This window comes from Rathayibacter sp. AY1E6 (assembly GCF_002931115.1).
Taxonomy (GTDB): domain Bacteria; phylum Actinomycetota; class Actinomycetes; order Actinomycetales; family Microbacteriaceae; genus Rathayibacter.
Map to the genome: position 1 here is coordinate 26,760 of NZ_PSVK01000017.1, position 12,513 is coordinate 39,272.

Consider the following 12,513-nt stretch of genomic DNA (forward strand, 5'->3'; position numbering starts at 1 on the left):
AAGGAGCAGCACCCATGACCGAGAGTCACGAGGGTCCTCGTCAGCCGGAGGAACCCACCACGCCGACGGAGTCCGGCGCCCGAGAGGCGACCGAGCGCACCCCCGGCGAGAGCTCCGGAGAGTCGTCCTCGACCACCGGGCCCACCGAGCCGATCCACCGGGGCGGAGCGCACCGCGAGAGCGAGAACCCGACCGTCCCCTACCCCTCCTCCTCGGCCACCCAGCCGCCGTACACGCCGAACGCGACGGCCGGCAACGAGGCGCAGCCCGTCTCCCAGCCGGCCCGCTACGGGCAGTACGCGCCGCCCGCGGCGAACACCCTGCACGGCTCCGAGGAGCCGCCCTCCTCGAGCCCCTTCGGCCCGGGCGCCGAGTACACCCCCGCCCCCACCGCCACGAAGCGCCGCGCCGGAGTGGGCGTCGTCGCGGCGCTCGCCATCGGCGCGGTCGTGGGCGGAGTCGCGGGAGCGGGCGTGTTCGGCCTCTGGTCCGCCTCCAACGGCGGCGGGACCCGCGTGGTCTCCGCCGGCGGCTCGCAGACGATCACGGTCAACAACGCCGAGGACGCCACGACCGCCACCGCGGTCGCCGCCAAGGCCACTCCGAGCGTCGTCACCATCGCGGTGAGCGGCAGCTCGTCCGCCGGCACCGGCTCCGGCATCGTGCTCTCGAAGGACGGCTACGTCCTGACCAACACCCACGTGGTCACCCTCGACGGCGAGATCGCGAACGGCACCGTCTCGGTCACGACCAGCGACGGCCGGATCTTCGACGCGACCGTCGTCGGCACCGACCCGACCCTCGACCTCGCCGTCATCAAGCTGACCGGCGCGACCGACCTCAGCCCGATGACGTTCGCGGATTCCACCAAGATCAACGTCGGCGACACGGCGGTCGCCATCGGCGCCCCGCTCGGCCTCTCCGGAACCGTGACCGACGGCATCGTCAGCGCGCTCAACCGCAGCATCCAGGTCGCCTCCTCGGCGGCTCCGGACGACTCGGGCGACAGCTCGAGCGGCGGCACCGAGAGCCCGTTCAACTTCGACATCCCGGGCCAGCAGGCGCCGACCCAGGCGAAGAGCACCATCTCGCTGCCCGTCATCCAGACCGACGCGGCGATCAACCCGGGCAACTCCGGCGGCGCGCTGCTCGACAGCGACGGCGAGCTGATCGGCGTGAACGTCGCGATCGCGAGCGCCGGCCAGTCCTCCTCGAGCGGCCAGTCCGGCAACATCGGAGTCGGATTCGCGATCCCCAGCGCGATCGCCGAGCGCATCGCGAAGGAGATCATCGCGAACGGCTCCGCCTCGCACGGCCTGCTCGGCGCGAGCGTCTCCGACTCGACCGCGGACGTCCTCGGCGCCCGCATCGAGGAGGTCTCCGGAGGCGGTGCCGCGCAGGCGGCCGGTCTCGCCAAGGGCGACATCATCACCGCGATCGACAGCACTCCGATCACGAGCGCGTCCGACCTCACCGCGCAGGTCCGCGCGCAGGCCGCGAACGCCGCGGTCGAGCTGACCTACGTCCGCAACGGCCAGAGCTACCAGGCGAAGGCGACGCTCGGCCAGATGGCCGCCGGCTGACCCTCCGCCGCCGCGCACAGCCCCTCGAGGATCCGTCCCCGGGGGGCTGTGCTCCGCCACCGTGCACAGCCCCTCGAGGATCCGTCCCCGGGGGGCTGTTCCGCGTCCGGGCCCGGCCCGGGGCGCGGCGCTCCCCGCTGGTAGGGTGGTGGATCCCTGCGCCCGCGCTCCTCCCGCACGAACTGGACCCATGCAGCACGAGATCCCGGAAGACGACCTCTCCGACCTGCCCGGCGTCTCCTACGTCATGCCCGTCCTCAACGAGGTCGCCCACGTGCGCGCCGCGGTCGACTCGCTGCTGCATCAGGACTACACCGGCCCCTTCGACGTCGTCCTCGCCGTCGCCCCGAGCATCGACGGCACGGAGCAGCTCGTCGCCGAGCTGAGCGCGGCCGACCCGCGGATCCGCGTCGTGCCGAACGAGGTCGGCTCCACTCCTGCGGGCCTCAACGCCGCGATCCGCGCCTCGCGCCACCCGGTCGTCGTCCGGGTCGACGCGCACTCCGTCCTGCCGCCCGAGTACGCGCGCACGGCGGTCGAGGCGCTGCAGCGCTCCGGAGCGGCGAACGTCGGCGGAGTGATGGCGGCGGAGGGCCTCACCCCGTTCCAGCGCGCGGTCGCCCGGGCGTACGGCTCCCGCATCGGCCTGGGCGGCACGCCCCACCACGTGGGAGGCGAGGAGGGCCCGGCCGACACGGTGTACCTCGGCGTCTTCCGCCGCTCCGCCCTCGAGCGCGCCGGCCTGTTCGACGAGCGCTTCAAGCGCGGGCAGGACTGGGAGCTGAACCGGCGGCTGCGCGAGCGCGGCGAGGTCGTCTGGTTCACTCCGCGCCTCACCGTCACCTACCGGCCGCGGCCCTCGATGCGCGCGCTGCTCCGGCAGTTCCTCTCGACCGGGATGTGGCGCGGCGAGCTCACCCGGATGTTCCCGGCCTCGCGGTCGCTGCGCTACTTCGCTCCGCCCGTGCTCGTCGCCATGCTCGCCATCGGGCTGCTCGTCGGGCTGGCGGGAGTCGTCCAGGCGCTCGCCGGAGCCGCGCCCTGGCTCCTGCTCGGGTTCGCGGTGCCCGCCGCCTACCTCCTCCTGGTGGCGGCGGCCACTCTCGTGGTCGCGCGGCCGGACGGCGCGCGTGCGATGCTGTGGTTCGCCGTGGTCATCCCGGCGGTCCACGTGGCCTGGGGGACCGGCTTCGTGCTCGGCTTCGCCGGGCTGACCAGCAACATCTCCGCCCACCGCCACCAGCCGCGGTCCGACTCGCCGAGGGGCGCATGACCACGACGACGAGACCCCGCTCCATCGCCGAGCTGCGCGCCGTCGCGCAGCCCCCGGAGGTGCGCGGGCGCCGCAACGCCGAGCACTGGACGGCGTCGCTCTACCTGCGCCGCTTCTCGCCCTACCTGACCTGGCTGCTGCTGAAGACCTCGATCTCGGCGAACGGCGTCACCGGGCTGATGATCCTGGTCGGCTGGAGCGCGGCGGCAGCCCTCCTGATCCCGGGGATCGCCGGAGCGGCGCTGGCGCTGCTCCTCGGCCAGCTGCAGATGCTGGTGGACTGCTGCGACGGCGAGGTCGCGCGCTGGCGCCGCACGTCCTCGCCGGCGGGCGTGTTCCTCGACAAGGTCGGGCACTACACGACCGAGGCGCTGATTCCGATCGCGCTCGGGCTGCGGGCGGCGGGCGTCCCGTTCGAGGCGCCGGCGGACTTCCTCTGGACCACGATCGGCTTCGCCCTGGCCCTGGTGATCGTCCTCAACAAGGCGCTCAACGACATGGTGCACGTGGCGCGCGCGAACGCCGGTCTCACGAAGCTGGCGGACACGAAGGGTGAGGCTGCGCCGTCCTCGTCCGGGCTGGCGAGGCTTCGCCGCGCGGCCCGCTTCCTGCCCTTCCACCGCCTCTACCACTCCGTCGAGCTGACGATGCTGGCCTTCGCGACCGCCCTCGTGGGCCTCGTCGTCGGAGCGGGCACGGCCGACCGGGTCCTCGTCGGGGCGCTGCTGCCGCTCGCCCTCCTCGCCCTGGTCGGCCACTTCGTCGCGATCATGGCGTCCAAGCGTGTCCGCTCCTGAGCCGCGGGTCGGCGTCGTCGTCCTGACGCAGGGGACCCGGCCCGACGACCTCGCCGCGGGGCTGGCCGGCGTCCTCGCGCAGGAGGGCGTCGAGCTGGACGTCGTCTGCGTCGGCAACGGCTGGGAGCCCGACGGCCTGCCCGAGGGAGTGCGCGCCCTGGCGCTGCCCGAGAACCTCGGCATCCCCGCGGGCCGGAACGCCGGAGTCGACGCCGTCGCGGGGGAGTACCTCTTCTTCCTCGACGACGACGCCCGGATCCCGTCTCCCCGCTTCCTCGTCGACGCGATCGCGCTGCTCGCCTCGAACCGCCGCATCGGCCTGGTGCAGCCCCGCGTCGACAGCACGGACGGCACGCCGAGCCCAAGGCGCTGGATCCCGCGGATCCTCAAGGGCGACCCCCGCCGCTCCGGCCCCGTCTTCTCGGTCTGGGAGGGAGCGGTCGTGCTGCGGCGCGATGTGTTCGCCCGGACGGGCGGCTGGGCGGCTCCGTTCTTCTACGCCCACGAGGGCATCGAGCTGGCCTGGCGGGTCTGGGACACGGGTCGCACCGCCTGGTACGCGGGAGAGCTCGTCGCCCAGCACCCGGTCATCCAGCCGACCCGGCACGCCGACTACTACCGGCTGAACGCGCGCAACCGCGTCTGGCTCGCCCGCCGCAACCTCGCCGCACCTCTGGCGCTCGTCTACGTGGGGTCCTGGACCGCGATCCAGTGCCTCCGCTGGCGTCGCGACCCGGCCGCCCTGCGTGCCTGGTTCGCCGGCTGGCGGGAGGGATGGCGCTCGGATCCGGGCGGCCGGCGCGTCCTCTCGGCCCGCACGGTGCTCCGGATGGCGTTCGCCGGGCGTCCGCCGATCGTCTAGCATCGGGGAATCCGCCCCCGCCGGGGCCCCCGAAAGGACGACGGTGTTCGATTCGACCCAGCTCTCCCCGCCCGAGCGCGCCGAGGCGGAGGCGACCCCTGCCGGACCGGACCTCCTGACGGCGGTCCGCGAGCGCCTCGGCGCCGTCGACGACGAGTTCTCCGGCCGCCTCGACGAGCACCTCCCGCGCCTGGTCGATCTGCTCGCCACGGTGTACGCCGGCCGCGACGACCTCGAGGACCAGCTGGTCGCGATCGTCGAGCTCGCCGCCGCCTCCTGGGAGGAGCGGCCCGAGGAGCTCCGCGCGCTCGACCGCGCCCGCGAGCAGCACCCGACCTGGTTCCTCTCGAACAAGGCTCTGGGCGGGGTCTGCTACGTCGACCGCTACGCGGGCGACCTCGAGGGGCTGCGCGCCGAGATCCCGTACCTCCGCGAGATCGGCCTGAACTACCTGCACCTGATGCCGCTCTTCAATGCGCCCGAGGGCGAGTCGGACGGGGGCTACGCGGTCTCGAGCTACCGGCGCGTGCGGCCGGACCTCGGCGACATGGAGCAGCTCCGCGGGCTGGCCTCCGAGCTGCGCGAGCAGGGCATCGCACTCGTGGTCGACTTCGTCTTCAACCACACCTCGAACGAGCACGAGTGGGCGCAGCGCGCGCTCGCCGGCGAGCAGCGCTTCGAGGACTACTACTGGATCTACCCGGACCGGGAGCAGCCCGACGCCTTCGAGCGCACGACGCGCGAGATCTTCCCGGACGACCATCCCGGCTCCTTCGTGCAGCTGGAGGACGGGCGCTGGGTCTGGGCCACGTTCCACCGCTACCAGTGGGACCTCAACTACTCCAACCCCGAGGTGTTCCGGGCGATGGCGGGAGAGATGCTCTTCCTCGCCAACCAGGGGATCGACGCCCTGAGGATGGACGCGGTCGCGTTCATCTGGAAGGAGCTCGGCACCACCTGCGAGTCGCAGCCGCAGGCGCACCTGCTGCTGCGCGCGTTCAACGAGGTCTGCCGCCTGGCCGCTCCGGCGCTGCTGTTCAAGTCCGAGGCGATCGTGCACCCCGACGAGGTGATCGAGTACATCGACGTCGAGGAGTGCCAGCTCTCGTACAACCCGCTGCAGATGGCGCTCACCTGGGAGGCGCTCGCCACCCGCGACGTCCGTCTCCTCTCGCAGGCCCTCGAGCGCCGGCACGCCCTCCCCGAGGGCACGGCCTGGGTCAACTACGTGCGCGGGCACGACGACATCGGCTGGACCTTCGCCGACGAGGACGCCGCCGAGCTCGGGATCGACGCGGCCGGCCACCGCCGGTTCCTCAACGACTTCTACACGGACCGGTTCGACGGCACATTCGCCCGCGGAGTGCCGTTCCAGGAGAATCCGCGCACCGGCGACCGCCGCGTCTCGGGCACCACCGCGTCCCTCGCCGGAGTGGAGGCGGGCGACGCCTACGGGATCGACCGCGTGCTGCTCGCGCACTCGATCGCCCTGAGCACCGGCGGGCTGCCGCTGCTCTACCTCGGCGACGAGGTCGGCCAGCTCAACGACCACGGCTACCTCGACGACCCGACGACGGCCGGCGACTCGCGCTGGGTGAACCGGCCGCGCCGCCCCGCGGAGCGCTACGACGAGCGCGAGGTCCCGGGGACGGCCGCGAGCGAGGTCTTCGGCGGGCTGCTGCACCTCATCGCCGTGCGCAAGGCCGTTCCGATGTTCGCGGGCACCGAGCTGAGCGTCTTCGACCCGGTCAACGACCACGTGCTCGGCTACCAGCGCCCCGGCGACGGGGAGTCGGTGCTCGTGCTCGCGAACGTGTCGGACGAGGTCCAGGAGGTCGCGGCCGAGCGGTTCGGCGGGTTCGCCGCGGAGGCGGTCGACCTGGTCACCGAGATCGCGGTCGACCTGCGCGAGGGCTTCCGTCTCGCTCCGCTGCAGTTCGTCTGGCTGAGGGTGACCCCGGCCTGATCGGCCCGTGCGAGGCCCCCGGCGCGGGGGCCGTCGCCGGTACCCTGGGGCGGATGACTCCCGCTCCCCGTGCCCTGATCGCCCGCCTCCGCACCGACGCGCGACTCGCGCGCAAGGTGGGCGGCGAGCTGCTCGCGGCTCGCCGGGCCCGCCACGCGGTGACCCGGCTGCTCGCGGAGCGCGGGCCGCTGCCCGAGGGCCGGTTCGAGATCGGCGTCTACTTCGCCGACGGCGACATCAACCTGTACCAGCTGCGGCAGTGGTACCGGCCGCTGGCCGAGCTGGCGGAGACGCACCCGGTCGTGCTGCTCAGCCGCAACGCCGGCGCCGCGGAGGTGCTGCTGCGCGAGAGCCCGGTCCCCGTCGCCTACGTCCGCTCCGTCGCCGACCTCGAGAGCACCATCGCGAGCCAGCCGCTGCGGATCGTGCTCTACGTCAACCAGAACGCCCGCAACTTCCAGATGATGCGCTACGGGCGCCGCTGGCACGTCTTCGTCAACCACGGCGAGAGCGACAAGATGTACATGACGACGAACCAGTTCAAGGCGTACGACTACAGCATGATCGCCGGGGACGCCGCCCTGGCCCGGCTGCGCCGCGTGCTCTGGGACTACGACTTCGACAGGCGCGCCCTCGCCATCGGCCGTCCTCAGGCGGACCACTTCGCCGGCGCCGTGCCGTTCACGCCCGACGAGCGCCGCGTGGTGCTCTACGCGCCGACCTGGGAGGGCGACCGCCCCGCCGCGGGCTACGGCTCGATCCGGAGCCACGGCACGGCCCTCGTGCGCGGGCTCCTGGCCGACCCGCGGTTCCGGCTCGTCTACCGCCCGCATCCCCGCAGCGGCGCGGTCGACTCCGACTACGCCGCGGCCGACCGGGCGATCGTCGCGATGATCGCCGCCGCCAACGCGGCCGATCCGCGCGCCGGTCACGTGCACGACACCGGTGCCGAGCTCGGCTGGCAGCTCGCCGCCGCCGACCTCGCGATCCTCGACGTGTCGGCGATGGTCTACGACCGGCTGGCCACGGGGCGCCCGCTGCTGGTCACCCGGCCCGTCAGCGCCGAGGCCGAGGTCGACGAGAGCGGCTACCTCGGCGACGCGGAGTGGCTGCACGCCGAGGACGCCTCCGCGATCATCGCGCGGATCGACAGCGCCGAGCACGATCCGGAGTCGGTCGAGCGGCTGGAGCGCTGGGTGCACCGCTACTTCGGCGACACGTCGCCCGGAGCGGCCACGCGGCGCTTCCACGAGGCGATCGAGCACCTGCTCACCGAGTGGGAGCGGCACGCCGCTCTGCACCGGGGCGACGGCGCGGTCGACGACCACGATCCGGAGGGCTGAGCGGGCGGGAGCACCGCTCGAACGGCCGCGTCAAGGGTGGGCCGGTCGCCGGGCGGCCTCCCGGCGCCCCGCTACGCTCGTCCCATGATGACCCCGCGCGCCTTCGCCCGCTCCCGCCGGCGCCGGTCGGCACCCGCCCAGCCCGCGGTCGAGCCGGACATCGTGGTCTCCGCCGACCCGGAGAAGCCGGTCTTCACGATCCGCTCCTTCCGCATCGGCCTGTTCGGCGCGCTCGGCGTGCTGGTGGCGCTCGTCCTGGGCGGCCTCGTCGTGCAGCTGGGCACGGTGCTGACCTACATCTTCGTGGCGCTGTTCTTCGCGCTCGGCCTCGATCCGCTGGTCTCCTGGCTCGAGAGCAAGCGCCTGCCGAGGCCGCTCGCGATCACGGCGGTCTTCGCCGCGGTGGTGCTGATCTTCGCCGGCCTGCTGGTCTACATCATCCCGATCCTGGTCGAGCAGCTGACGATGTTCGTCACGAGCGCCCCGCAGATCGTCACCGACATCGCCTCGCAGCAGTGGGTGCTCGACCTCGAGCAGCAGCTGCGCGGCGTGATCGACATCGACGAGCTGATCGAGAGCGTCCAGAGCTTCATCGGCAACCCCAACAACCTGCTCTCGCTCGGCGGCGGACTGATCGCGGTCGGGACCGGAATCGCCAGCGGCGTGACCGGCGCCGTCATCGTGCTGATCCTGACGCTGTACTTCCTCGCGTCGCTGCGCTCGATGAAGGCCGTCGCCTACCGCTTCGCCCCCGCCTCGCACCGCGCGAAGGCGCACGAGGTCGGCGACGAGATCACCGGCGCCGTGGGCCGCTACGTGGTCGGCCAGGTCTCGCTCGCCGGCGTGAACGGCGTGCTCACGTTCATCCTGCTGCTCTCGATCGGCGCCCCGGTGCCGGCGCTGCTGGCCTGCGTCGCGTTCCTCGGCTCCCTGATCCCGCTGGTCGGCACGCTCTCGGGCGCCGTGATCATCTCGCTCGCCTGCCTCCTGGCCTCGCCGCTGACCGCGCTGGTCGCCGCGATCTACTACCTCGTCTACATGCAGGTCGAGGCGTACCTCCTCAGCCCCCGCATCATGAACAAGGCCGTCTCGGTCCCCGGTGCGGTCGTCGTGATCGCGGCGGTGGCGGGCGGCACCATCGCGGGCGTGCTCGGCGCCCTGGTCGCGATCCCGGTCGCGGCCTCGGTGATCATCGTCGTGCAGAAGGTCGTCTTCCCCCGTCAGGACGCCAAGTAGCGTACCGCGCCGCGACGGCCGGTCCGCTCAGCGCCAGGGCGGCACCGCGCCGTCGACCGCAGCGCTGAAGCGGCGGACCGACTCCGGGACCGCGACGCCCTCCTCCGCCGGCACCGGCGCGAGCGTGCGGGTGACCAGCGGCACGACGCCCGCCCAGACCCCGGCCTCCGGCTCGTCGCCGGCTCCGTGCGCGCGCACCTTCAGGCTCGCCTCGGCCAGGGGGAGGCGCAGCACCAGCGTGGCCGCGATCTCGCGGGCGGTGCTCGCTCGCACCTCCTCGTCGCGCCCCGGGAGGAGGCGTGCCACCAGCAGATCGAGGGCCCGCGCCTTCTCCTCGCCCTCCAGCGCCTCGGCCCGGCCGATCACCATCGCCGAGCGGTAGTTCATCGAGCTGTCGAAGGTGGAGCGGGCGACGACCAGTCCGTCGACCAGCGTGACCGAGGCGGTGAGGAGCGAGTGCCGCGCCGCCTCCCGCAGCAGTCCTCCGCCGCTCGACCCGTGCAGCAGGAGGGAGTCGCCGTCGCGGGCGAAGAGGATCGGCAGCACGATCGCGGCGCCGTCCCGCACGACGGCGACGTGGGCGACGAGCGCCTCGTCGAGCAGGGCGTGCAGCTCGGCGGGATCGGTGCGCTGGCGGTCGCGGAGACGGGAGACGCGGGTGCGGTCGGTGACGGGGAGGCTGTCCATGTCGGAATCGTCCCGCGCCGACTGGATCTGCCAGGATGCCACTGGGCCGCGATCGGAGTGGTCCAGAGCGGAGCGGTCGATGGCGTCGGGCGATCTGGAGATCCCGCTCCTCCTCGGGCCGTCGCCGCGCGGCTCGGTCCGCGCCGGGCTCGCCGAGGCGCTGCGTCAGGCGGTGCTGGACGGGCGCTACCGGGCGGGGGATCCGATCCCGTCGAGCCGCGTGCTCGCCGAGCGGCTCGGCGTCTCGCGGGGCTCCGTCGTCGCCGCGGTGGATCAGCTGGTGGGGGAGGGCTACCTCGTCGCCCACCCCCGCGCAGCGGTGACGGTCGCCTCCGACGGACTGCTGGCGCCGGCGCCGCAGGAGCCGCGGCCGGAGTCCCGGGAGACCGTCGTCCCGCCCGCCGCGGCGGACCTGAGGCCGGGCCGGCCGGACACCCGCGCCCTCGACACCCCGGAGTGGCGGGCCGCCTGGCGCCTGGCGCTCGCCTCGCCGCCCTCGGCGCCTCCTCGGGGTTCCGGGGACCCGGCCCTGCGGGAGCGGATCGCCGAGCAGCTGCGCCGGTCCCGCGGCGTCGACGTGCAGGCGTCGGACGTGGTGGTGACCAGCGGCACCGCGGGCGCCGTCGCGCTCCTGGCCCGCACCGCCTCGGCCTCGCTCGGACGCGAGGTGCGCGTCGCCGTCGAGGACCCCGGCTACCCGGCCGTCCGGCGCCGCCTGCGCGCCGACGGGCACGAGGTCGTCGGCGTCCCGGTGCGCGGCGACGGCATCGACCTCGACGCTCTCGCGAGCTCCGGCGCGGACGTGGTCGTCGTGACTCCGTCGCACCAGTACCCGACCGGAGGCAGGCTCGCCCTCGCCGAGCGCCTGGAGCTGGTGCGCCGCGCGTCGGCCGGCCCCCTGCTCGTGGTGGAGGACGACTACGACAGCGAGTTCCGCTACGTCGGCGCCCCGCTGCCCGCGCTCGCCTCGCTCGACTCCGGCGGCGGAGTCGCCCATGTCGGGTCGTTCTCGAAGACCGTCTCGCCGTGGCTCCGCATCGCCTATCTGGCCGTTCCGCGGGCGTCCTGGCTCCGCGGGGCGCTGACCGGCCTCGACGACGAGAAGGACGCCTCCGCCTCGGGTCCGACGCAGGCGGCGCTCGCGCAGTTCATGGCGAGCGGGGCGTTCCGGAGGCATCTCACGCGCTCGAGACGGCGCTACGCCCACCGCCGCGAGCTGGTCCACGCATTCGGGGAGTCGGTGCCGTGGGGGCGCGCGAGCGGACTCGACGGGGGTCTGCACGTCGTCCTCTCCCTGCCCGCGCCTCTGGACGCGCACGCCGTCGCGGCCGCGCTGCTCCGGGAGGGACTGCTCGTCGCCACTCTGCACGAGTACGCCCTGTCGGGACGGGCTGCGACCGAGGCGCTGGTCCTCGGCTACGGCCATGTCGGCGACCTCGAGCTCGCTGCGGCGCTGGACCTCGTCGACCGGACCGTCCGCGCGCTCGCCGCCGGGGCCGTCCGTGGTATCCCTGGAGGATGACCCGCGACTCCGCCCTGCACATCACCGACGATCCCGACGCCGACGCGCTGCTCAGCCGCGACCCGCTGGCGCTGCTGATCGGGATGCTCCTCGACCAGCAGGTCGCGATGGAGACGGCCTTCTCCGGGCCCCGCAAGATCGAGGAGCGCCTCGAGGCGGAGGGCGCCTCGTTCGACGCCGCGTCGATCGCGGGCTTCGACGAGGACGCGTTCTCGGAGCTCTGCCGGACTCCGCCCGCGATCCACCGCTACCCGGCGAACATGGCGGGGCGCGTGCAGGTCCTCTGCCGCGCTCTGGTCGACGACTGGGACGGCGACGCCGCGGCGGTCTGGACGCGGGACGAGCCCGACGGCCGCACGGTCCTCGCGCGTCTGAAGGCGCTGCCCGGTTTCGGCGAGCAGAAGGCGCGGATCTTCCTCGCCCTGCTCGGCAAGCAGCGCGGATTCTCGGGGGAGGGCTGGCGCTCGGCCGCGGGCGCGTACGGAGAGGAGGGCGCCTTCCGCTCCGTCGCCGACATCGTCTCTCCGGAGTCGCTGACGAAGGTCCGCGCCACCAAGCAGGCCGCGAAGGCCGCCGCCAAGGCGGAGAAGTAGGGCCGGGGGCGGCGGCCGGATGGATCGAGCGCTCGACGACGGTCCCGGTCGCCGTCTCCGCAGTCGCAGGCCGAGCAGCCTGACCCGATGATCCCCGCCGCCACCGCCCGGCTGCGCTTCCGTGAGATGACCGCCGAGGACCTCCCCGACATGGCGGACCTGCTCGGCGACCCGGTCGTGATGCGGTACTACCCCGCGCCGAAGGACCGCGAGCAGGCAGCCGCCTGGATCGAGTGGAACCGGCGCAACTACCGCGAGCACGGCTTCGGGCTGTGGATCGTCGAGACCCTCGACGGCGAGTTCGTCGGCGACTGCGGGTTGACCTGGCAGCGCGTCGACGGCGGGATCGAGCTCGAGGTCGGCTACCACGTGCGGGCCGGTCTGCACGGCCGCGGCTACGCCACCGAGGCGGCTGCGGCCTGCCGCGACCTCGCGCTCGCCCACCGCCTCGCGGGACGACTCGTGGCGCTCGTGCACCCGGACAACGCCGCCTCGAGGCGCGTCGCCGAGAAGACCGGCCTCCGCGTGATCGCCGAGGACCGCGACGGCGGCGGACTCGTCCGCACCGTGCTCGGGATGCCGCTCGTCGGGCCCGGGCGCCGGCCTCGGGAACGCTGACCGAACGCCTCCGACGGCTCCGGACCACAGCGC

Annotated in this window: 11 protein-coding genes; 10 read left to right on the forward strand and 1 reads right to left on the reverse strand. The window is 73.7% G+C overall.

Annotated features, from left to right (window positions below):
• The first annotated feature begins 14 nt into the window (after window positions 1-14).
• The 7 genes from C5C46_RS12780 (at window position 15) to C5C46_RS12810 (ending at window position 9,060) form a co-directional block, all read left to right on the forward strand.
• A complete protein-coding gene (locus C5C46_RS12780; protein WP_104226955.1) occupies window positions 15-1,583 on the forward strand; it encodes a S1C family serine protease in 1,569 nt (522 codons plus the stop codon).
• A 190-nt stretch (window positions 1,584-1,773) separates the two neighbouring features.
• Window positions 1,774-2,856, forward strand: coding sequence for a glycosyltransferase family 2 protein (locus C5C46_RS12785; RefSeq protein WP_181027226.1), 1,083 nt, complete (start codon window positions 1,774-1,776; stop codon window positions 2,854-2,856).
• A complete protein-coding gene (locus tag C5C46_RS12790; RefSeq protein WP_104226956.1) occupies window positions 2,853-3,653 on the forward strand; it encodes a CDP-alcohol phosphatidyltransferase family protein in 801 nt (266 codons plus the stop codon). Before C5C46_RS12785 ends, C5C46_RS12790 begins: the two co-directional genes overlap by 4 nt.
• On the forward strand, window positions 3,640-4,515 hold the full coding sequence (locus C5C46_RS12795) for a glycosyltransferase family 2 protein (RefSeq protein WP_104226957.1): 876 nt from the start codon (window positions 3,640-3,642) through the stop codon (window positions 4,513-4,515). Before C5C46_RS12790 ends, C5C46_RS12795 begins: the two co-directional genes overlap by 14 nt.
• Before the next feature lie 115 nt (window positions 4,516-4,630).
• The gene (locus tag C5C46_RS12800) at window positions 4,631-6,481 is read left to right on the forward strand and encodes an amylosucrase (protein ID WP_104226980.1); all 1,851 of its coding nucleotides are present in this window, start codon (window positions 4,631-4,633) and stop codon (window positions 6,479-6,481) included.
• Window positions 6,482-6,534: 53 nt separating this feature from the next.
• A complete protein-coding gene (locus C5C46_RS12805) occupies window positions 6,535-7,824 on the forward strand; it encodes a hypothetical protein (RefSeq protein WP_244229610.1) in 1,290 nt (429 codons plus the stop codon).
• Window positions 7,825-7,908: 84 nt separating this feature from the next.
• Entirely contained in the window at window positions 7,909-9,060 is a 1,152-nt protein-coding gene (locus tag C5C46_RS12810) for an AI-2E family transporter (protein WP_244229611.1), read from the forward strand.
• A gap of 27 nt (window positions 9,061-9,087) precedes the next feature.
• On the opposite strand, the gene C5C46_RS12815 is transcribed toward C5C46_RS12810, so the two are convergent.
• The gene (locus C5C46_RS12815; RefSeq protein ID WP_104226958.1) at window positions 9,088-9,747 is read right to left on the reverse strand and encodes a pyridoxamine 5'-phosphate oxidase family protein; all 660 of its coding nucleotides are present in this window, start codon (window positions 9,745-9,747) and stop codon (window positions 9,088-9,090) included.
• A 79-nt stretch (window positions 9,748-9,826) separates the two neighbouring features.
• On the opposite strand from C5C46_RS12815, the gene C5C46_RS12820 reads away from it, so the two are divergent.
• The 3 genes from C5C46_RS12820 to C5C46_RS12830 all read left to right on the forward strand — a co-directional run bounded on the left by C5C46_RS12820 (window position 9,827) and on the right by C5C46_RS12830 (window position 12,480).
• Window positions 9,827-11,269 (forward strand): PLP-dependent aminotransferase family protein, encoded by a 1,443-nt coding sequence (locus tag C5C46_RS12820; RefSeq protein ID WP_181136525.1) that lies wholly within the window; start codon window positions 9,827-9,829, stop codon window positions 11,267-11,269.
• Entirely contained in the window at window positions 11,266-11,862 is a 597-nt protein-coding gene (locus C5C46_RS12825) for an HhH-GPD-type base excision DNA repair protein (RefSeq protein WP_104226960.1), read from the forward strand. The genes C5C46_RS12820 and C5C46_RS12825 overlap by 4 nt, the downstream gene beginning before the upstream one ends.
• A gap of 87 nt (window positions 11,863-11,949) precedes the next feature.
• Window positions 11,950-12,480, forward strand: a complete 531-nt coding sequence (locus C5C46_RS12830; RefSeq protein WP_104226961.1) for a GNAT family N-acetyltransferase — start codon at window positions 11,950-11,952, stop codon at window positions 12,478-12,480.
• Window positions 12,481-12,513 lie beyond the last annotated feature (33 nt).

What these genes read in the sequence shown, in the direction of transcription:
- C5C46_RS12780 (WP_104226955.1), top strand. Translation starts at nt 15, where the DNA reads ATGACCGAGAGTCACGAGGGTCCTCGTCAGCCGGAGGAACCCACCACG.
- C5C46_RS12785 (WP_181027226.1), top strand. Translation starts at nt 1,774, where the DNA reads ATGCAGCACGAGATCCCGGAAGACGACCTCTCCGACCTGCCCGGCGTC.
- C5C46_RS12790 (WP_104226956.1), top strand. Translation starts at nt 2,853, where the DNA reads ATGACCACGACGACGAGACCCCGCTCCATCGCCGAGCTGCGCGCCGTC.
- C5C46_RS12805 (WP_244229610.1), top strand. Translation starts at nt 6,535, where the DNA reads ATGACTCCCGCTCCCCGTGCCCTGATCGCCCGCCTCCGCACCGACGCG.
- C5C46_RS12810 (WP_244229611.1), top strand. Translation starts at nt 7,909, where the DNA reads ATGATGACCCCGCGCGCCTTCGCCCGCTCCCGCCGGCGCCGGTCGGCA.
- C5C46_RS12815 (WP_104226958.1), bottom strand. Translation starts at nt 9,747, where the DNA reads ATGGACAGCCTCCCCGTCACCGACCGCACCCGCGTCTCCCGTCTCCGC.
- C5C46_RS12820 (WP_181136525.1), top strand. Translation starts at nt 9,827, where the DNA reads ATGGCGTCGGGCGATCTGGAGATCCCGCTCCTCCTCGGGCCGTCGCCG.
- C5C46_RS12825 (WP_104226960.1), top strand. Translation starts at nt 11,266, where the DNA reads ATGACCCGCGACTCCGCCCTGCACATCACCGACGATCCCGACGCCGAC.
- C5C46_RS12830 (WP_104226961.1), top strand. Translation starts at nt 11,950, where the DNA reads ATGATCCCCGCCGCCACCGCCCGGCTGCGCTTCCGTGAGATGACCGCC.